The 20,296-nt window shown below is 41.6% G+C and carries 22 protein-coding genes; 18 read left to right on the forward strand and 4 right to left on the reverse strand.

Going from position 1 to position 20,296, the window contains the following annotated elements; all coding sequences use genetic code 11:
* Nucleotides 1-18: 18 nt before the first annotated feature.
* The 7 genes from DLJ48_RS02865 (at nucleotide 19) to DLJ48_RS08645 (ending at nucleotide 4,001) form a co-directional block, all read left to right on the forward strand.
* Nucleotides 19-966 (forward strand): GRP family sugar transporter, encoded by a 948-nt coding sequence (locus DLJ48_RS02865; RefSeq protein WP_128685747.1) that lies wholly within the window; start codon nucleotides 19-21, stop codon nucleotides 964-966.
* A 59-nt stretch (nucleotides 967-1,025) separates the two neighbouring features.
* Nucleotides 1,026-1,283: a hypothetical protein gene (locus tag DLJ48_RS02870; RefSeq protein WP_174813053.1), complete on the forward strand. Its 258-nt coding sequence runs from the start codon at nucleotides 1,026-1,028 to the stop codon at nucleotides 1,281-1,283.
* Between the two features lie 113 nt (nucleotides 1,284-1,396).
* Nucleotides 1,397-2,392, forward strand: a complete 996-nt coding sequence (gene rsgA / locus DLJ48_RS02875; RefSeq protein WP_161566099.1) for a ribosome small subunit-dependent GTPase A — start codon at nucleotides 1,397-1,399, stop codon at nucleotides 2,390-2,392.
* A complete protein-coding gene (locus DLJ48_RS02880) occupies nucleotides 2,389-2,547 on the forward strand; it encodes a hypothetical protein (RefSeq protein WP_161566100.1) in 159 nt (52 codons plus the stop codon). The genes rsgA and DLJ48_RS02880 overlap by 4 nt, the downstream gene beginning before the upstream one ends.
* A 9-nt stretch (nucleotides 2,548-2,556) precedes the next feature.
* Complete coding sequence (locus DLJ48_RS02885) at nucleotides 2,557-2,727, forward strand: ABC transporter ATP-binding protein (protein WP_145962169.1); 171 nt, start codon at nucleotides 2,557-2,559, stop codon at nucleotides 2,725-2,727.
* Nucleotides 2,728-3,798: an ATP-binding cassette domain-containing protein gene (locus tag DLJ48_RS08640; RefSeq protein ID WP_128685750.1), complete on the forward strand. Its 1,071-nt coding sequence runs from the start codon at nucleotides 2,728-2,730 to the stop codon at nucleotides 3,796-3,798.
* Complete coding sequence (locus tag DLJ48_RS08645; RefSeq protein WP_207710183.1) at nucleotides 3,732-4,001, forward strand: ATP-binding cassette domain-containing protein; 270 nt, start codon at nucleotides 3,732-3,734, stop codon at nucleotides 3,999-4,001. Before DLJ48_RS08640 ends, DLJ48_RS08645 begins: the two co-directional genes overlap by 67 nt.
* Nucleotides 4,002-4,223: 222 nt before the next feature.
* On the opposite strand, the gene DLJ48_RS02900 is transcribed toward DLJ48_RS08645, so the two are convergent.
* Nucleotides 4,224-4,511, reverse strand: coding sequence for a bacteriocin immunity family protein (locus tag DLJ48_RS02900; RefSeq protein ID WP_128685754.1), 288 nt, complete (start codon nucleotides 4,509-4,511; stop codon nucleotides 4,224-4,226).
* Nucleotides 4,512-4,745: 234 nt separating this feature from the next.
* Here DLJ48_RS02900 and DLJ48_RS02905 point away from each other — a divergent pair, with 234 nt between their 5' ends.
* On the forward strand, nucleotides 4,746-5,456 hold the full coding sequence (locus tag DLJ48_RS02905) for an alpha/beta fold hydrolase (protein WP_128685756.1): 711 nt from the start codon (nucleotides 4,746-4,748) through the stop codon (nucleotides 5,454-5,456).
* Between the two features lie 143 nt (nucleotides 5,457-5,599).
* Nucleotides 5,600-6,451, forward strand: coding sequence for a peptide-methionine (S)-S-oxide reductase MsrA (gene msrA, locus DLJ48_RS02910; RefSeq protein ID WP_128685758.1), 852 nt, complete (start codon nucleotides 5,600-5,602; stop codon nucleotides 6,449-6,451).
* Nucleotides 6,452-6,463: 12 nt separating this feature from the next.
* Here the strand turns inward: msrA and DLJ48_RS02915 are convergent, their stop codons facing one another.
* Both DLJ48_RS02915 and DLJ48_RS02920 read right to left on the reverse strand, forming a co-directional pair.
* Nucleotides 6,464-7,420: a quinone oxidoreductase family protein gene (locus tag DLJ48_RS02915; protein WP_128685760.1), complete on the reverse strand. Its 957-nt coding sequence runs from the start codon at nucleotides 7,418-7,420 to the stop codon at nucleotides 6,464-6,466.
* A 126-nt stretch (nucleotides 7,421-7,546) separates the two neighbouring features.
* Nucleotides 7,547-8,497, reverse strand: a complete 951-nt coding sequence (locus DLJ48_RS02920) for an alpha/beta hydrolase (protein ID WP_128685762.1) — start codon at nucleotides 8,495-8,497, stop codon at nucleotides 7,547-7,549.
* Between the two features lie 375 nt (nucleotides 8,498-8,872).
* On the opposite strand from DLJ48_RS02920, the gene DLJ48_RS02925 reads away from it, so the two are divergent.
* The 5 genes from DLJ48_RS02925 to DLJ48_RS02945 are packed head-to-tail and all read left to right on the forward strand — an operon-like array spanning nucleotide 8,873 to nucleotide 14,063.
* Entirely contained in the window at nucleotides 8,873-10,036 is a 1,164-nt protein-coding gene (locus DLJ48_RS02925) for an acyltransferase (protein ID WP_128685764.1), read from the forward strand.
* The gene (locus tag DLJ48_RS02930) at nucleotides 10,008-11,555 is read left to right on the forward strand and encodes an AMP-binding protein (RefSeq protein ID WP_128685766.1); all 1,548 of its coding nucleotides are present in this window, start codon (nucleotides 10,008-10,010) and stop codon (nucleotides 11,553-11,555) included. The genes DLJ48_RS02925 and DLJ48_RS02930 overlap by 29 nt, the downstream gene beginning before the upstream one ends.
* A 2-nt stretch (nucleotides 11,556-11,557) precedes the next feature.
* Nucleotides 11,558-12,574, forward strand: a complete 1,017-nt coding sequence (locus DLJ48_RS02935) for an aliphatic sulfonate ABC transporter substrate-binding protein (protein WP_128685767.1) — start codon at nucleotides 11,558-11,560, stop codon at nucleotides 12,572-12,574.
* On the forward strand, nucleotides 12,571-13,338 hold the full coding sequence (locus tag DLJ48_RS02940; RefSeq protein ID WP_128685769.1) for an ABC transporter permease subunit: 768 nt from the start codon (nucleotides 12,571-12,573) through the stop codon (nucleotides 13,336-13,338). Before DLJ48_RS02935 ends, DLJ48_RS02940 begins: the two co-directional genes overlap by 4 nt.
* Complete coding sequence (locus tag DLJ48_RS02945) at nucleotides 13,338-14,063, forward strand: ABC transporter ATP-binding protein (protein ID WP_128685771.1); 726 nt, start codon at nucleotides 13,338-13,340, stop codon at nucleotides 14,061-14,063. The genes DLJ48_RS02940 and DLJ48_RS02945 overlap by 1 nt, the downstream gene beginning before the upstream one ends.
* A 26-nt stretch (nucleotides 14,064-14,089) precedes the next feature.
* On the opposite strand, the gene DLJ48_RS02950 is transcribed toward DLJ48_RS02945, so the two are convergent.
* Nucleotides 14,090-15,763 carry an oleate hydratase gene (locus DLJ48_RS02950; RefSeq protein WP_128685773.1) on the reverse strand — a complete coding sequence of 558 codons (1,674 nt, stop codon included), beginning with the start codon at nucleotides 15,761-15,763 and terminating at the stop codon, nucleotides 14,090-14,092.
* Between the two features lie 472 nt (nucleotides 15,764-16,235).
* On the opposite strand from DLJ48_RS02950, the gene DLJ48_RS02955 reads away from it, so the two are divergent.
* The 4 genes from DLJ48_RS02955 to DLJ48_RS02970 are packed head-to-tail and all read left to right on the forward strand — an operon-like array spanning nucleotide 16,236 to nucleotide 20,268.
* Nucleotides 16,236-17,123 (forward strand): MetQ/NlpA family ABC transporter substrate-binding protein, encoded by an 888-nt coding sequence (locus tag DLJ48_RS02955; protein WP_128685775.1) that lies wholly within the window; start codon nucleotides 16,236-16,238, stop codon nucleotides 17,121-17,123.
* A 43-nt stretch (nucleotides 17,124-17,166) separates the two neighbouring features.
* Nucleotides 17,167-18,513 (forward strand): M20/M25/M40 family metallo-hydrolase, encoded by a 1,347-nt coding sequence (locus DLJ48_RS02960; RefSeq protein WP_128685776.1) that lies wholly within the window; start codon nucleotides 17,167-17,169, stop codon nucleotides 18,511-18,513.
* The gene (locus tag DLJ48_RS02965; RefSeq protein ID WP_128685778.1) at nucleotides 18,506-19,573 is read left to right on the forward strand and encodes a methionine ABC transporter ATP-binding protein; all 1,068 of its coding nucleotides are present in this window, start codon (nucleotides 18,506-18,508) and stop codon (nucleotides 19,571-19,573) included. The genes DLJ48_RS02960 and DLJ48_RS02965 overlap by 8 nt, the downstream gene beginning before the upstream one ends.
* On the forward strand, nucleotides 19,570-20,268 hold the full coding sequence (locus DLJ48_RS02970; protein ID WP_128685780.1) for a methionine ABC transporter permease: 699 nt from the start codon (nucleotides 19,570-19,572) through the stop codon (nucleotides 20,266-20,268). The genes DLJ48_RS02965 and DLJ48_RS02970 overlap by 4 nt, the downstream gene beginning before the upstream one ends.
* Nucleotides 20,269-20,296 lie beyond the last annotated feature (28 nt).

Consider the following 20,296-nt stretch of genomic DNA (forward strand, 5'->3'; position numbering starts at 1 on the left):
CGAAAGGAAAAATATTTTATGGGAATCTTAATTGCGCTGATCCCAGCCTTAACTTGGGGCTCAGTTGGACTCATTAACACAAAGATGGGCGGTTCAGCCGCTCAGCAAACACTTGGCATGACTTTTGGTGCCTTGATCTTCGGCCTATCAACGATGCTGTTTTATGTGATTCCTAGCGGCATTCAGGTCAGCCCGCGGATCTGGACTGTTGGTCTATTATCCGGCTTGTTTTGGGCCATCGGTACCGCCGGCCAGTTCGTTGCTTATAAAGATATGGGCGTGTCGTCAGCTTTCCCGATCTCGACAGCCGGTCAAATAATCACGAATGCTTTGATGGCTGCAGCTGTCTTAGGCGACTGGAAAACAGCTAAAATGTGGTTGTTTGGTGCCATCGCTGTGACCTTAGTCACAGTCGGCGCTTTATTGACTGCATCTCGTTCAAAACTGACTAAATCGACAAGCAGCGAACGTCCAGCGGCTTACTCGCATGGCCTGATCGCCTTAGCATTATCAACGATCGGTTTCATGCTTTACTTTGTTTTTCCTAATCTCATGTTCAAAATCGGCTTTATCAGCCAAGCTGTGCATGATGCCAACAACGGTGTCAGCTACATGACAGCGATTATCGGCCCGCAAGCGATCGGTCAAGTCATTGGTGCCTTTCTGATCGTACTGTTCGTGTTCCATGAAAGCAGCAGAATGTTTGAAAAGTATACTTGGAAAAATATTTTGACCGGTTTGAATTGGGGCATCGGGAACTTATTTATGTTCATTTCAGCTGCCAACCCCTCGATCGGTCAAGCAACAGCAACGACTTTATCGCAAATGGGTGTCATCGTTGGTACCTTCGGCGGCATCTACCTCCTGCATGAAAAGAAGACGTCGGACCAAATGGTCAAGATCATTATCGGCTCGCTATTAGTTGTTGTTGGCGGCGTTCTGATCTCAAATTTAAGTCAGATCTAGTTTCTGAAATTTCATAGTTTCTCAATCAAAGCATTTTAATTTAAAATGCTTTTTTTATAATGAAATTAGTTTTAAAAAATTTTGGGCCGGACAAGCGATCGGTATTTAAGGAGGCTGCAGTGTTTCAAAAATATAGCCAATTTTATGAAAAGCATCCATATGTCTGCATGATTGTCAGCATTGTAATCGCCAGTATTATCGGCATGCTGGTTGAATTTTTGTTGTACCGAGACTTTGTTGGTATCGGTTTTTATACGATTTTGATATTATCGATCTTGCAAATTTTAAGATTGAGACATAATCATCATGAAAAATGATCAATTCCATTGACTGTTTTGGCTTGCAAAATAATCAATTAAATGCCACAATATTCGCATGCTTAATAGGTAAAACACAACTAATCCAAATATAACGAAAAGAGATTATTTTTTTGCGGATAAAAGATTATTGTATTTTGCCTTACCTTTCCTCGACTGACCAAAGTGGTTTTCCTTTAGTTGCTCGAATTATTCAAATTTTCAATCAAAAAAATATCACCATTGCTGACAGCCAAGGTGTCATCTATCATTCAGCTTTTTTATCAGGATCTTTAAAACGGCAGGCCACGCTCGCTGTCGGTGATTTTGTGCGTTATGAAAAAATCGCCAACAGTTATAGAATTACGACGCTTTTAAACAGGAATAATCAGCTTGTTAAAAATACCAGTGCCGCCAGAAAATCAGTGCATGTCAAAAATGGTATTCAGTTGATCGCTGCTAATCTGACTGATGTTTTCGTCGTGATCGCTTGTGATCAGCGTTTTACGATCAGCCTATTGGAACGTTATTTACTGCAGTTTCAAGTACCTAATACCAAGTTACGCATCATTTTGACCAAACAGGATTTTCAAAGTGATTTTCTAAAAATCAAACAGCTCATTTTAAAAAGCTATCCAAAATTAGCCATTTTTGCTGTCTCCATTTATGATCAGCCAAGTTTTGCAATATTTAAAAAAATGCTGTCCAACAAGTCAACTTCCATTTTCATTGGCGCTTCTGGTGCCGGCAAATCAACGATCATTAACCAACTGGCCGGTCAAACTCTGCAAAAAGTCGGTCAAGTTCGATTCGGCGATCAGCGTGGCAAACACACAACAACAAGTGCTCGATTTTATTTTATCAACGATCATTTTGGCTATCTGATCGATACACCAGGAATCAAAGAAATCGGTCTAACCAATACTGCCGGAACAGATGTTTTTGCTGACATTGATGATTTGGCTGGCCATTGCCGATTCAAAAACTGTCGTCATACGAACGAACCGGGTTGCGCTATTCAGGCAGCTATACAAACTGGGCAGCTCGATGCCACACGTTTTCAAAGGTATGAAAAATATCGTCGTGAACTTGATCACCATCACAAAAATAAGCAAGGGAAACAGCAATGACTTTATACAAGTATTTACAGGAACATCGTTATCAAACAGCTGGTTTAATCGCGATTCATATCGTCAATTCAGCTTTACAAACACTAGGCGGCATTGCTAGCGCCAACGCGCTGACCGTGTTAGTCGCTGGCCATTTTAAGACTTTTATATGCTGAATCCTCGCCATGCTACTAGCTTACTTGTTATTTGCCACCGGTATCTATCTGAGCATTTATCGTCTAGCAATTATCAAACAAAGAGTCGACACCTCGATCCGCCGTGACATCAGCCAAAGAATCGCTAAAAGTTCTTTTGCACAATTCCATAGTCAGCCAGATGGTACTTATAGTTCTTGAATGTCAAATGATCTCGCTGTTATCAATTCCGAAGCTATTGAAAACTTTTTTGCTATCATTGCGGCTGTGGCTGATGTCATTTTTGCAAGTCTGACACTTGCTTATTTTCATTATTCTATTTTAATAACAGTCTTTGTTCTCAGCATCGCGATGATGCTGCTACCTAAAGTTTTTAAAAAATCATTAGCTAAGGCCTCTCTTAAAAGAACCGAAAGTAATGAAAAACTGATGTCAGAAATTGAAGATGTCCTTGAAGGATTCAATGCACTTTTTATGCTGAATGCCCGTGACTTGATCGTCTCTAAAACTGTCGCTGCTTCTAAAAAAAGCAACCAAACAGCCGAAAATTATTCCAATATTTTCGCCCGTATGATGGCGATCGTCAATGGTTTAAGCATCGTGAGTCAGGTCATTGTTTTATCCCAAGCTGGTCTGCTGATCTTTTTTAAAATGACTGCGATCGGTGCTGTTTCTGCAGCACAATATTTTTCCGGTACTATTTTTTCGCAATTAACTGGCCTCAGCGCAAACTGGGCCGAAATGAAAGCAACGGCACCAATTTTTGATAAATTTACCAAAATAACTGCTGAAGATGACGATCAGACAGACAAAATCGGCTCGTTTAGCCAGCAATTAGTGATGAAAGATATCCATTTTTCCTACAAGGACCACATCATTTTAAAGGGAGCCAGTTTACGGATTGAAAAACGGCATAAATATGCTTTAGTTGGTCCCAGCGGTGCCGGAAAATCAACTGTTTTGAATCTTTTGAATACGAAATTAGCCGATTATCAAGGTTCTATTTTAATCGACGGCCAGGATTACAAAAATTTAAATGCCGCTGCTATTAGGGAACAGATTTATTATCTCGATCAAGATCCATACATTTTTAATGACACGATCGAAAACAATATCAAAGTCGGTCAGCAAACAACGATGACTGATTTACAAAAAGCCATCGAACGCGCCGGACTCACATCTTTCATAAAAAAATGCCTGACGGTTTGCAAACAATTTTGTCTCATAATGGTTCTGATCTTTCCGGCGGTCAAAAACAACGGCTCGTCTTAGCTCGAGGATTTGTATCAGGCCGCAGCATTTTCTTAGTCGATGAAGGTACTTCTGCCCTTGATCAAGCATCAGCGATCAAAATCGAAGATACGCTGATCCAGGATCCGAATTTGACACTATTAATGGTCACCCACCATTTGCGTGATCAGACTGCTGCTCAACTTGATCAAGTGTTTCAGTTGCATGAACAACTGATTAGCTAATTTTTAAAGGCAACTTCACAAGCGTTTCAACTAGCTAGGCACTACTACATTTAGCTACAAAAGTTTGAACCATTTAAATTTTGGCAGTTCAATGAACGACAAATGAAATCAAATGATGAATTGTTATTAAACAGCTGTAATCAAACATAAATAATAATGATGTATAAAAAAACGTCTTAACCCTTTATAGGTAGACGTTTTTTCGTTATGGATGAATGATTTTTAAATGTTAAATAGGACATCTCGTCCACCAATACCAGTTGGACCAATGTATCTTTGAGATAGTTCATTAAAGAACTGAACAGAGACTGCCGTTAGTTTTTGATTGATCGCTAGCGGTGTTAATTGGGACTTTAATAAGCTAATAACCGACCGATCATTTTTAGTTTTTTCTAAAGCTTTTTTAGCAGAAACAAAAATACTTTTTTCAGTATCTGAAATAGTGTTATTTGACAATAATTCAGAAAGCGAATCGTGTAGCCAATCTGCATCTGGTTTTTTGAATGTCATAGGATCCCTCTTTTTTTAATTAGATCAAGTTAAAACCCAACCATCAAACATAACGCTGATCGAATTTACTAGACATTAGCACAGACAAACTGCTGTTGCAATGAAATTTTGGTCAACGAATTTGCGTTTGCTATAATTCAAACAGATTATGCAAAACGATATTTTCAAAACTAATTTTGGCCAGTACGCTTTATCAAAACGCCTTGGGGAACCACTGGTTGTTTTTTAAGCGGCATGGATTCTTTTAGCAGCTTACAAACCTTTCAGCCTGTCATTGATCAGTTTCCTGATCATTTCGGTGTTTTAGCTGTCGATTACCTGGGGATGGGACTGAGCAAAGCGGCTGATCGCGATTATTGTTTTTCCGATGAGCTTCAAGCCATTTATCATATGATCGATCAATGTGCTGCTAAACAAGTCATTGTCGTTGCACACAGCATTGCTGGCGTCTATGCATTGGCTTTATCGCAAAAATTATCAAACTTAGCTGCCTTTATTGGGATTGAACCAACTACTAGAGAAATTATTACTAATCCGCCTCGGGATCCTGAGTATGTAAAAGCAGCTGAAAAATTCAAACATTTAACCCAAGCGCAAGGCAGCAGCTGGATTCATGCACAACTTGACCGCTGTTTTTCCAAGGAACAAGCAGCCTTAATTTGGCAAACATCTGAAAAGGCATCTAATGCTTTGACAACTGATGATGAAAAACGGCTTCAAAGTATTTTTGACTCAATCAATTGGCAATCTGAAATTAAGTTACCAAATAATCTGCCTTCAGTTATCTTCACAGAGGCTTATCGTAAAAAAGAATATTGTCGTTCTGAATATATGACTAATCATCGTCAGTCCCAAGTTATAGCGGCAGGAACCTTTCACTATTTGCATTGGGAAATACCGACAGAAATCTCAAAGACGATGATAGATATTATCTCGAGTCTCTGATACGAAAACCTTTTAATTTGGCCAACAAAATACCCAGTGGTAAAGGACCTGGCAGCTTTCTCGGCAATCAAACTATCAGTCAAATCGCTTATAATGAGGACATAACTAGGCGGATAATTGTGCGATAAATCGCAGGACTTCTCATGAAAATAGAAAGTAATCACGAAAAAATACTGAATGAACTCTACAACCTTGTACTGAGTCCACGCACGCGTGACTGGGAACGTTCTTTGCTATTGTCAGCCAAAGAAAAAATTGAATCCGGCGGCAATTTCAATCAAGCATTAGCCCAACTTGAATACGATCTGCGTCCTTTAGCCGTCAGAAATAATTTGACGCCTGATGTGACCGACTTTTATTTGAAAATTACCGGGGATACCAATGGCAGTGATAAGTTCGATTTGAGTAGCCATTATGCAAAGGACCAGGCTTACGAAGAGCGAGCCATATTTGCCGGCGGTTGTTTTTGGTGCATGGTTGAGCCCTTTGAAACGCAAACTGGTATCGTTTCTGTACTCTCTGGCTATACTGGCGGGCACACGAAAAATCCAACCTACGAACAAGTCAGCGGCGGTACTGCCGATACGGGACACGTTGAAGCCGTTGAGATTATTTTCGATAGCCGCGTCATCAGTTATGAAGAGCTCGTCGCCCTGTATTGGCAGATTACCGACCCAACCGATGAGTTCGGTCAATTCAACGATCGCGGCAAAAATTATCGACCGATCATTTTTGTGCAAAACGAACAACAGCGAAAAATTGCTGAAACATCCAGACAAAAATTAGCGGATTCTGGCCAGTATGACCGCCCGATCGTGACCGAGATCAAAGCGGCTTCAACCTTTTGGCCGGCCGAAAACTTCCATCAGCAGTTTTATAAAAAGAATCCAAAAAGATACAAACTCATTAAAAAAGAACGCCAGCAATTTCTTGCTTTTCAACATTTACAAAACAAAATTCGCCTAGGTCTCAAACGATTCACGAAAAAAGCTTAACCTGGCAGCTGTTCATTTAACAGCAATGACAACTTTGCCAAAGTTTCGGTTCTGTTTCAAATCATCTACGGCTTTTTGTGCATCATCAAGCGCGTAGACTGCCGCGATCGGCATTGTGATTTTCTTTTCGGCCAGTGCGGCAGCTAACTTTTGCTTCATTTGTAAAACGATTGCCACAGTTTCCGCTTCGCTTCGCAAGCGAAATGAGCTGCCAACATAATGAATGCGGCGCATGTTATGCAGATCAAAATCAAAAGTACCGACATTACCGGCAATTCGACCCACGTTCACGATCGTGCCGCCGGGTTTAGTTGCCTGCATATTGCCATTTACCGTTGGCCCCGATAGAAAATCGATGACAAGATCGACACCGCCGACACTAGCAGCCAATACTTGGTCAACCCAGTCACCATCGGAGCTGTTCACAAAAACATCCGCCGCAAATTTTTTGAGTTGGCGGCCTTTTTCGATGGATCTCGAAGTACCGATAACAGTCTTGGCGCCGAACAATTTTGCGATCTGCATGCCGACGATCCCAGTGGACGAACTAGCTCCTTGAAATAAAATGCTTTGTCCTTTTTGGAAACTACCGCTCATACAGATGGCTTCGGTCATGGTTTGCAAAGCGACGGGCAGTGCCGCAGCTTCTTTAAAGGTCATAGTCTCTGGCAGCGCGAACAACAGGTCCGCATTGATCACCAGTAAATCAGCTAACGCATTTGGACTGTGGCCCATGACTCGATCGCCGATTTTAAAGTTCTTGACATCATCCCCGACAGCTAAGATCTCACCAGAGAACTCGATACCAAGAATGGGCTGATGACCATCCACCTGTTTAAAAGCATTAAGATCGGCACGATTCATGGCTGAATAGTAGACACTCACAAGCACTTGATCTGGACGGCTTATTTTAGCATCAGCCACTTCGATAATTTTTGCCCGCTGTGAAACAACAGATAAAGCACGCATATTAAACTCCTTTAAAATAATGGCTATTTGTCAATAGAATGCCACTGGATAATCTGACATTCAATAGCCATTCTAAATAAAAAATAACGACTATGATCAGTCGTTATTCTGAAACAGATGACTCATTTAGTGATTGTGTTTCATGACCCAAGCAGTGGACAAGGCCATAGCTGCTCGAGCGGCATGTGTATTATCCAGCACATTCAGCATCACAAAATCATGGATCATTGCTTGAAAACGAACTTGGGTTACAGCAACGCCGGCTTCGCGTAATTTTCTTGCATAAGCTTCGCCTTCATCACGCAAAACATCTGCTTCATCAGTCAAGATCAAAGCTTCTGGCAAATCTGCCAATTCTTTAAGTGAGGCCCGCAAAGGAGAAGCGGTAATTTCCAAGCGCTGCTGCTGGTTAGTCGTATATTGATCCCAAAACCACTGCATGCCGGCTTTGGTTAGATAATAGTTATCCTGAAATTCATTATAAGATCCCGTCTCAAAATCAGCATCAGTCACTGGATAATACAGCAACTGCTGACTAATTTTAATACCATGGCGTTGTTTGGCCAGAATCGTCATCACGGTAGCCATGTTGCCGCCGACAGAATCTCCAGCTACTGTCAAGCGATCAAGATCAAGCTGCTTTTCGTCAGCCAAGACTGCCAATTGTTGCAAAACAGCATAATTTTGTTCAATTGCAGTCGGATATTTAGCTTCGGGCGACAGACTGTATTCAGGAAAAACAACTACAGAGTTAGTTCGAACTGATAATTCACGAATTAACTTATCGTGTGTTTGCGCACTGCCAAATACCCAACCAGCACCATGAATGTAGAAAATCACGGGTAATTTTGCAGCATTACCAGCAGGTCGAACAAAACGTACGTTGATACTACCCCATTTTTCAGCGCTGATTAATCGATCTTCAATATCGACATTTTCTTTGCTGATAGGTTCAGTCTGAACTTTTTCTAACAATGCGCGGCCATCTTTCGGCGCTAGTTCATAAATTCTCGGGTGCGCTGCATTAGCTTCGCTAAATGAAAGTGCAGCTGATTCTAAAGAAATACGAGTTACCATTGATTACCTCCAAATATGGGTTGTCAATTGAAAGCGCTAACAAACCCACGCTGAGCAGTATAGCATGTAGACTAACTATTAGTAAGGCAACTATTAAGTTATTACTAATCGTCTGGAAAAGGAATCGTTTTCGTGACAACGAAAAATGCTCGCTCGACAGGCAAAAATCAGATCACTTGCAATCAAAATACCAGCTATTCAGCCTTGAATGGCACTAGATCAATGTTCAGGAAAAACAACAATATGATGACTATTTTCCAGAGTTTTGGCCAAAATACCAATCATTGTTCAGTCTTTCGGAAGTATTGGATGTTTAAAAAATAAATCGTACGTTTTTTAATGGAATTTTAATATTCATTGTTTAAGATACCGTTGATGGTTAGACCTAAAGATAGAAAATATTTATACGGCGTTGATTTAATGCGGCTTTTGTTTATCGTTGGCGTCTTAACCATCCATACCTCGACGATTTTCGCCTATAAATTTCCAATTGGCTCACCGGCCTTTCTTTTTTTTGCTGCTTTTCATATGCCGATGCACTTCACAAGAATGGGTTTCATGTTTGTCTCCGGTCTTGTCTTATTTTTAAATTCTTATAATCGGCCGATCGCGTTAATAAAATTTTGGAAAAAACGATATTTTTGGGTGCTGATTCCTTATTTTTTTTGGAATTTTTTCTATTTTGTCTTTGCTGCTTATCCAAAAACAGTCTTTGATAGTCAGTGGTGGCTGCAATATTGGGACCTGCTGATCCATGGAAATGGCTACTATATGTATTTTCTACTGGTCATGATACAGCTCTATCTTTGTTATCCCTTGATGCGCTTATTATTTAAAAAAACTGAAGGCAGACATCTTAAAGTCTTCTGTATCGCAATCATTATAGAATTAGCGATCACTGTTTTTTTGAAATCCGTTTTTCCACATTTATCAACTAGCGGCTGGCCGTATTTATTGCGTAGTTATGGCATGTTTGTCCTGACATACGAAGGCTATTTTATTGCCGGAGCTTTAGCTGGTATTCATTATGCGGAAGTGGAAAGCTGGATCGTCAAGCATATCAAAGCTTTTTTTATTGCTTTGATAGCTGGTATCCCCACGATCGTTCTTTATTATTTTTATAATCTCGATATCTTAAAACTCAGCTACAGCAAGGCTTATGAAGTCCATCAACCCCTGATCGTCATATATTCCCTGATTGTGATCGCCAATATTTTTTACGTTGGTTATCGATATGACAAGATCGTCAAAAATGGTCAGCAGCAAAAAATAGTTTCCTTTATCTCGAAAGCTCAAAAGATTGCTTTCGGTCTTTATTTAACACAAACGATCGCCTTATCAATTCTTCAAGAATTGATAACGTTCATTCCTGACACAGCATGGTATATTTGGCTGCTTTGGCCGCTCGCAACAGCCTGTGTGATTGGGTTTTCCGGCGCTTTATGCTGGATTTTATATAACACGCCGGTCACCCATTACCTAATTGGACGACCGTTGAATAAGAGGAAAAATGGCAGAATACAAATCAAAATTAATTGAAACGACTTTTAATTTAATGAACAACAATTTAAATCAGCCGAAGCTTTATGATGCTGATTTAGATATCTGGTTAAACAATCGACAGATCTTAGCAGCAGTTGAAACAGCATGCGGCGTTTTGCAAAAGAAAGGACTGGCCGTGGGCGATCTTTTATTATTAGGACTGCCTAATTCAGCTGCCTACGTCATTACATACCTCGCTGCCATCAAAAGTGGTTTAGATATTTATTCAATGAATCCGAAAATGCCCGATATACAAGCCATTAATGAATTTAAAAAACGCAACTACAAGGCAGCTGTCTTATCCGACGATTATGCAAAACTTTTTAATGACACAGCCGATAAAATCCATACAGAAAACTTGACTCGTTTTCACGACCAAGTCATTCATTTGACGACATGGGAGTCAATGGATCAGCTTGAGGATTTCGAAATAATTCCCAAACACGCTGGTATTTTAATGTATACATCCGGCACGACCGGCAAAGCTAAAGGTGTTCTACTCGATCACGAACAAATGTACATTGCCGGAGAAAATGTTGTACAAAGCCATAAATTAACAGACAAGGACCGCGTCTACATCGTACTGCCTTTTCATCATATCAATGCCCAGAATATCGCAATGATGTCGACTTTGATTTCAGGTGGTTCTCTAATTGTTCAAAAACATTTCTCGGCTCACCGCTTTTGGCCAATTGTCCAACGGCAGCAGGCCACTTGGGTCTCAGCTGCTCCAGCTATTATTTCAATTCTTTTAAATACTGACATTAATCCAAAAACGAAAACCAATTTGCGATTTATGCGTTCGGCTTCAGCGCCGCTGCCTGCTGTCGTTATGCAAAGATTTGAAAAACGTTTTGGGCTGCCGATTTTAAACTCCTACGGCATGACCGAAGCACCAAGCCAGATTGCCGTTGACCCTCTGCCGCCTTTGCATAGCCCTGAAGGTTCATCTGGCAAAGTCTTTAATATTGCCATTAAAATATCTGACAGCACACTGTCTCACGAACTGGCCGCTGGACAAGATGGTGAAGTTTGGATAAAAGGATCAGGCACAATTAAAGGATACTTGCATGATCGAGATCGAGGATCTTTTGTAAATGGCTGGTTTAAAACTGGCGATATTGGTCACTTGGATCAGAATGGATTTATTTTTCTAGTGGGCCGCAGCAAAGAAATGATCAACAAATCCGGCGACAAAATCAGTCCCTACGAGGTTGAAAATATCATAGACTCGCTTGATTTTATCAGCGGTTCTGCTGTCGTTGGCTACCCTGATCCAATTTATGGCGAAACTGTAGCGGCTGTTATCCTGCTGAAAGAACCTGAAAAAACCGTTGACCAGCTTACAAGTTATGCCAAGCAGATTCGTGAGATCGTGGCCACGCACAAAGAGAAATTCAAAGTACCTCAGTATATTTTTTTTATGAAACAAGTTCCCCGCGGCGCAACTGGAAAAATCCAACGCAGTATTTTAAAAGGTGATCTGATAAAAAACCCTGACTTGGATCGGTATTGATCATGAAAAGGAAATTAAGAAAACTATGCTACGCATTATTGGCAGCAGCTTGGATCGTCGTTGCCATCCTCGGATTCTTATCCGTGAGATCTGATAATGCCAAAGGCGGTAACAGCAGCAATGCCAGCAGCAGCGATAAAAAGTTGAAAGTGGTCAATTTTGGTTACCAAAGGGGCGACGAAGCAGACCTAATGAGAATCAACGGCAGTTTTGCCAACGACGCCAAAAAACTTGGCTATAAGATCAAATGGAGTCTGTTTCAAGACGGGCCAACCATGCTAACAGCGTTGACCAGTCATCATATTCGTTTTGCCAGGACCGGAAATACCCCGCCAGTTGTTTCTCAAGCTAGCGGGTCAGATATCGTCTACGTGGCTGCGACAACTTCAAAATATAAAGCTTCGATGATCCTGGTTCCGAAAAATTCCAGTATCAAAAGTCTAAAAGATCTTAAAGGCAAAAAAATCGCCTATGGCTATGGTACCGCTTCAACCTATCTGCTGCTGAAGGCTTTGGATAAAGCCGGTCTAACTTTATCTGATGTCAATGCAATTAATTTGAGTCAATCGGCGGCAGCTTCGGCCTTTAAAACTGGACAAATCGATGCCTGGGTCACTTGGGACCCCTTCGCCGCTTCTGCCCAGGTCACGGATAATGCCCAGATATTAACCAATGCCAAGGGTCTATCTGGCGATCATAACTTTTTCACCTCAACCAGATCTTGGGCTAACAAGCATAAAAGTCTCATCAGACTGCTGAATAAAGACGCAAAAGTCACGATGAAATGGGCCAATAATCATCATGCACTGCTCATTAAACGTTTCACAAAAGATTTTGGGTTAAGTAAAAAAATCGTCACTTTGCAGGTAAGCCGAAGAACTTATGGTATAGCCAGTCTAAGCGATTCATCGATCATCCGTGAGCAACAGGATATGGCCGATCTGCTCTACAAAAATAAAATGATCAGTAAGCAGATCAAAGTTAAAAAAACATTTTTAAATTTGGAGAACAACAAATGAAAAAATTCCTATTTAAATTCATTCCCTGGTTAATACCGATCATCGTTGTGCTTGTTTGGCAGCTGTCAGCAAATGCCGGCTGGCTCAAAGAGGCCATTCTACCAAGTCCGATCCAGGTCATCGAAAAGACGATTCAACTTTGGAACAGCGGTAAATTAGAAAAAAATATTGCTGTTTCTTTGTATCGAGCAACGGCTGGCCTGTTATTAGGCGGCAGTATTGGTTTTTTGCTCGGCTTGGCCAATGGTTTATCGAAAATCTCTCGCTCGATCTCCAATTCAACGATTCAAATGGTTCGAAATATTCCTCACCTCGCCTTGGTCCCTTTGTTTATTCTTTGGTTCGGCATTGGTGAACCAGCCAAAATCCTGCTGGTGGCATTGGGTACGATGTTTCCAATTTATGTGAATACCTATTCTGGTATCAAGGATGTCGATCCGGACCTGATCGAAATGGGTCATGTTTACCAATTCTCCAATTGGCAGCTATTTAAAGAAATTATTTTCCCTGCCGCTCTGCCGAGTGTTCTCGTTGGGCTGCGTTATGCGTTGGGCATCATGTGGACGACCTTGATCGTCTCAGAACAAGTCAACGCCAAATCCGGATTAGGTTATATGGCCATGAATGCACAACAATTTGCCGATACCAAAACGATCGTCCTCGTGGTGATCATTTATGCCATTCTCGGCAAACTATCAGATTCTATCGCCAAGTTTCTTGAAGATGATTTATTAACTTGGCGCCAGCGCGAGGTGATCGCTTAATGGAAAAATTAGTCGAAATGAAAAACGTTAAAAAGACCTACAACGGCCGAGTCATTATCGAAGATGTTGATCTGACCTTCGCCAAGGGTTCTTTTACAGCGATCGTGGGTGAATCCGGCGGCGGTAAAACAACGCTGCTGCGCATGATTTCCGGTTTGGAAAAAGTGACCGAAGGTAGCATTGAAGAACATGGACAAATCGTTCATGGTTTAAATGAAACAACGCGCATCATGTTTCAAAACGGTCGCCTATTGCCTTGGAAAACCGTCCTCGAAAATGTCATGCTTGGATCTGAAAAATCCGAAACAAAACAAACTCTGGAACTGCTAAATGCAGTGGGATTAAAGCAGCTGGCCCAAGCCCATCCAGTCAGTCTATCTGGCGGCGAGCAGCAGCGAGTAGCGCTAGCCCGAGCTTTGATTTCCGGACCAGAATTATTATTACTAGATGAGCCGCTCGGTGCATTGGATGCTTTAACGCGTATCAATATGCAAAAATTAATTGAAAAAATATGGCAGGAATATCATTTTACAGCCATTCTTGTCACTCACGATGTGGAAGAGGCCGTTCGGCTGGCTGACCATGTCGTCGTCGTTTCTAACCATCATATTCGTGAATTGATCGATTTGAGTGATTTTCCTCGTCCGCGAGAAATGACTGATAAAAACGTACAAAAAAAGACTGAAGATATTTTAAACATCATTTTAAAACGTCAAACTCAATGAGCCAGTCTTTTAAGTATTTGAAATAATTATCTAAACATTGTTTTCATCGCACGTGCTAGAATTTTTGGATCTTTTTCATAATGATGCAGCTTGGTCAGCTTGCTCTGAGAAATACCGAGAAACTTGTAAACAGAAAGCTGCGCAGCGCGAATCGAATACTGTTCTGTGAAGACCATATCAAATGGCATTTCGGAAAATTGACTGATAAAGGCCAAATTTTTTGAATGTTCAGGCACAACAGCTGGACGATCACCAACCGCGCGGCGATTGAACAAGGCACTAGCATAAGGCATGTAGACAGGAATCACATTCACAATCGACTGCCAGATCTCATCGAGATGATCGCCGATCTTATCAGCTGAATCATCGACTTCATTTAAGTGTCCGATCAATTCAGTCAAGATCTCACGACCGGTCATTTCGATAAAGGGCTTATCAACATAGTCGCCGTTTTCGCGTGGAAACATGGCATAACCCCAAAAAATACTTTCATTTTCCTTCTGTGCTTTGAAATGCGGCTGGTGGTGAACCACGATCGATAGCAAGTTGTTCGAGTCGACCCAAGTATTCAAAGCATTTCCTGGCTGCTGCTGCGTAATACGAACAATTTGATTCAGCAGATAATGATTATTAGTCGTGACCGTAAAGCTCATCCATTCCGACTGAGGCCGGTCGTTGAAGAACTTGTCAGGATTTCCTAGTGAGTAGAAGTGTTCTGTCGCCTGTTTCCACAAGGCAGCTGAAGGTGCATATTCTTTATTTTCAACGATCGCGGTATCCAAATCGCCGATACTAGCGGAATCGGTGATGGCACCATTCGTATCGAAAACATAATCATCGTCTGCAATTTTGATTTTGGTCTTTTTGCCGCTCACAACATCTTCAATTTCCAAGCCGTTAACAATAATGTCATCACGCAAAGCTGTATCAGCAAAATCAAAAGCGGTCACTTTAACGTTGCTGACAAATTCAACGCCTTTGTCAGTTAAATATTGACGCAAAGGCAGGATCAGCGATTCGTACTGGTTATAAGGCGTCCGTGTCACACCTTCGAGCGTGTTGATGCGTGAAAACTCCAGAATCATACGATTCATGTAACGACGCAATTCCATGGCTGAGGATTCTTTTTTGAAGGCAAAAGTCGTTTCCCACATGTACCAAAAATTAGTCGTAAAAATATGCGGGCTGTTTTTGAACCATTCAGCAATCGACAAATCATTTAGCTTCTCTTCATCTTTTTCCGGCATCATCATGAGCTTCGTCAATAAAGCGCGATCCTTCATGCTAAACTGCATCTTGCTGTAACTATTTTTGCCGCTAATGCGCAGGCCGTTGGTCTTATCCATTAATCGTGCAACATCGTGAGTTGGATGTGCCTGGTCAAAATCCAAAATATCATCCGTGACTGATTGACCAGGATTATCCAAGGATGGAATTGAGCGAAACAGATCCCAGAGATTTTCATAGGTCGCATCATTGAGCATGCGGCCACCCTCTGCTAAAAATCCTTTCGTATTAGCCAATTTTGGTCCGCTATATTCTTTCGTATAGGCTTCAACTGTATCGCCATCATTAGCGCCATGAGTATTTAAGCCATACATCGTGATCTGATCTCCTGACCAGCCGCCATCACGAATCAAATAAACAGCAGCTGCCAAATTGCCGATTCCGCTTCCGATCATATAAGCATGTTGTGTCATAAGTTATTCCTCTCTATGGGAATGAACGTTCATTCCTAATATTTATACTTCTATTCTATACTTTACACCCTTGAAAATCCGGATTGATCAACTTGTCATTTGACATTCCCTTTATCTGTGTTATCTTTATTGCATAGATTTTAAACAAGTTGATCCGGATAGTAGTTTTAAAGCAAAGCTTAGAGAGTTGACGGTCGCTGGAAGTCAACGTGAAGCAGCAAAACGAACATGGCCGGTGATTGGTTAATGCGAACGGTTCACCGAAAGCATTAAACGGATTGGTCTTCGTTACTAGACACGCCATTAAACTTTGACTCATATGTTAAAGCAGATGGTTGGCAAGGTTGATCAGGTAACTGATCAAACAAGCAGGATGGTAACGTGCTAAGTCACTTCTGTATTGAACAGGAGTGGCTTTTTTTATGTCTGATCAACAGTAGCGAATCTAATTAAATTTGGGAACGGAATAATTATGATAAATCAAGGAATTAAAAAAACAGCATATATTTCATTGGCAACTTTGGCTGTCAGCACTTTAGCTTTGGCCGCACCAGCTCTGCATGCAGCAACGACTGCCAATGCTAAGAGCAAGCCTAAGGCAATTACGGTCAAAGTTGGTCTCATGACGATGGACGACGAAGACAAGGCTGAATGGAAAGTCATCAGTAATTACGCTAAAAAACATGGCAATGTCACGATCAAATATGTGCAATTTACTGACTACAGCCAGCCTAACAAAGCACTTAAAAATGGTGATATCGATTTGAATGCTTTCCAGCATTATTTCTTCTTGGATAATTGGAATAAGGAAAACAACGGTAATTTAAAGCCGATCGCAAAAACAGTCATTGCCCCAATTCGTCTATATACGAAAAAAGGCTACAAGAGTGTTAAAGATTTGCCGGATAAAGCCCAAATCGCTATTCCTAATGACGCCACCAATGAAGGCCGTTCTCTGGTTGCACTGCAGACCGCTGGCTTGATCACACTTAAAAAAGGTGTTGCCTTGGCTACACCTTCTGATATCGCCAGCAATCCTAAACACATCAAAATTGTTTTAGTGGATGCCGCACAGACAGCACGTTCATTAAGCTCAGTCGATGCAGCCTTTATTAACAATACATTTGTATCCGCGGCCGGCCTAAAATTCAAGTCTGCGATCTTCGTTGAGCCAGTCAACAAAGCATCAAAGAAATGGATCAACGTCATCGCTGCTCGTCCGAACTACAAGAAAAATAAAGCAAAGTACGCAGCCTACAAAGAAATCATCAAAGGCTATCAGCAAAAGAAGATCAAGCAGTTGATCAAAAAGTATTCAGACGGCACTTCGCTGGCAGCTTGGGATATTAAATTAAAGTAACGAAACTTGATCGCGAAAATAAAGTATCAGAAAGGAATTGAAAATGGTTGAAAGGACAAAAATCAGGCAAGAATACCTAGATAAATTAGCTGAATTGATCAAAATTCCAAGTGTTTCAGCTAAAAAAACCGGTCTGACAGAAGCCAGCGACTTGATCAAGACATTTTTTCAAGAACTAAAAGCTGATCATGTGATCGTGGATAACGAGTATGAATTTCCGCTTGTACTAGCTCAATTCAAATCAGCGAAAACGGATGCCAAAACGCTGCTGATCTACAATCACTACGATGTCCAGCCAGCCGAACCCTTTGATCTTTGGCACAGTGATCCTTGGACGTTGACCGAGCGTGATGATAAGTTCTTCGGTCGCGGTGTTGACGATGATAAGGGCAACTTGCTGGCTCGTCTGACCGCTTTGGCTGAATACTTAGACGAAAATCAGTATCAGCTACCTGTCAATATTGATTTTGTCGTCGAAGGATCTGAGGAAACAGCTTCTCGCGGTCTGGCACAATATTTGCAAAAACACGCTGATTTTCTGAAAAATGATCTCGTTATTTGGGAATCCGGCGGCTACAACAGCAAAGAACAACAAGAATTAAACGGTGGTACAAAAGGTATCGTGACTTTTGATTTAAAAGCCAAAACAGCTGGCCGCGACTTGCATTCAAGTCTGGCACCCGTGGTCGATTCAGCTGCATGGCAGCTTGTAGCAGTAATTAACTCCCTGCGAAATCCAGACGGCACGATCGCTGTAAAGGGCGTGTACGATAGCGTCAGAAAGGCTAGCGAACGTGAGTTGGCTTTAGTGGATCAGTACTCAACGATCGACGAACACTTATTAGTCGATAGTTTTAAATTGACTGCAGCTTTATTAAACAACCGTGATAAGACAGATCTTTTAAAGGCTTTGTATTTCTCACCGGCTTTAAATATTGAGGGTATTAGTTCGGGCTATCAAGAAACTGGTGTGAAGACTGTTTTACCAGCTGAAGCAACTGCTAAATTAGAGATTCGCCTGGTGCCTGACCAGGATCCGCGAGATATTTTCGATAAAGTCGCCGCCCACTTGCAAGAACATGGCTTTACGAATGTGAAAGCCGTTTATACTTTAGGTGAGAAGCCTTATCGTTCTGACTTGTCGGCGCCGGAAATCCAGCGTGTGATCAAAGCGACCGAAAAAGTTTACGGCAAAGATATTTCCTTGCTGCCAACAACACCCGGCACTGGTCCGATGGCTTATTTTTACGACAACTTCAAATCACCGATCACGGCGGCCGGTATCGGTTATGCTGATTCAGCCGACCATGCACCGGACGAAAATGTCCGTATCAAAGATTACTTTGATCACGTGGACTTTATTAAGGAATTGATCAAAAGCTATGACTGAACCCATTATCGAGCTGAACAATATCACTGTCCATTTTCAAAACGGCAGCAAAGCAGTTGATGCTGTGAAAAATGTCAACCTGTCAATTGATCGCGGCGATGTTTTTGGTATCGTCGGTTATTCCGGCGCTGGTAAATCTACGATCGTGCGTTTGATTAATTTGCTTCATCAGCCCAGCTCCGGAGACATCAAAGTTGGTAGTCTGCAGACTGTTAAAAATGGTCAAGTATTGGTCAAAGGCAAAAAACTGCGAAAATTACGGCAAAAAATCGGCATGATTTTCCAGCATTTTAATCTGCTGGAACAGTCGACGGTTTTGGGAAATGTTGTTTTTGCTTTAAAACATGCTTCTCTGTCAAAAGCAGACCGCATCGCTAAAGCCAAAAAATTGATCAAACAAGTCGGTCTGGCTGACCGCATCGATAACTACCCATCGCAATTATCCGGCGGTCAAAAACAACGTGTGGCAATCGCACGCGCCTTAGCCAACGATCCAGAAATTTTAATTTCCGATGAAGCTACCAGTGCTTTGGATCCAAAGACAACTAAGCAGATCTTGGCGCTATTGGCCGATTTGAATCGTCAGACCGGTGTCACGATCGTCTTGATCACTCATGAAATGCAGGTAGTTAAAAACATCGCAAATCACGTTGCCGTTATGAAAGACGGTGAGATCATCGAACAGAATTCAACCTTTCAAATTTTTGCCGATCCGCAAAAACCTTTAACGAAAGAATTTATCGAAACTGCTTCGGGCAACAAGGAAGCTTTGGAAAAAATTCTGCAGCAGCCAGCCATTCAACACTTACAAGCCGATGAATTGCTGGTTGAATTAGGCTTTTCCGGCAAGTCCACAGACGAACCCTTGATATCATCACTGGCAAAAAATTATGATGTCACAGTCAATATTCTTTACGGCAATATTGAAACAATCGAAAATGCCTCGATCGGCACCTTGATCGTGATTTTATCTGCCAGTGCCGGTAAATTAAGCAAAGCACTTGAAGCTATCAGAAAAGAAAAAATCAAGCTGCAGATCATTAAGGGGGCGGCACAATGATCAATTGGTTATCTAAATGGCTGCCAAATGTTGTCTCAATGGGCTGGGGTGGTGATTACGGCTGGTGGCAGTCAATCTATCAAACACTCTACATGACTTTTTTTTCCGCCATTATCGGTGGTTTGATCGGATTATTCTTTGCCGTTGTATTGGTTATTTCAGACACAGATGGTATTCTGCCAAATAAAAGCATTTTCTGGCTGGCAGACAAAATCGTCTCGATCTTTCGAGCGGTCCCTTTCATTATTCTGCTCTTTGTGATCTCCCCTTTGACACAAGTCTTGATCGGTACGACCTTAGGTGCCACGGCTGCATTGGTACCTTTAAGCCTATCAGTCGCACCCTTTTATGCCAGGCAGATCCAAGCTGTTTTAAAATCGATCGATCCGGGTGAAATTGAAGCCGCTGAATCATTTGGGGCAACAAATTGGGATATTTTGATCATTTACATGAAAGAAAGTTTTCCAGAAATCATTCGTGTCTCGACCGTAACACTGATCAGCCTAGTCGGTCTAACTGCTATGGCCGGCGCGATCGGATCGGGTGGTTTAGGAAACACGGTCGTCACTTTCGGACAACAGTCTAAATATGATGTTGTCTGGGTCGGCACGATCGCACTGCTGTTGCTGATCTTCTTAATTCAAGGTATCGGAGACTGGTTGGCTAATAAAAGCAACCATGCTGCCGCACAGTAATAAAAAAGCCAATTGCTAAAATAGCTTA

It is taken from the genome of Oenococcus sicerae, from assembly GCF_004102045.2.
Lineage (GTDB): Bacteria > Bacillota > Bacilli > Lactobacillales > Lactobacillaceae > Oenococcus > Oenococcus sicerae.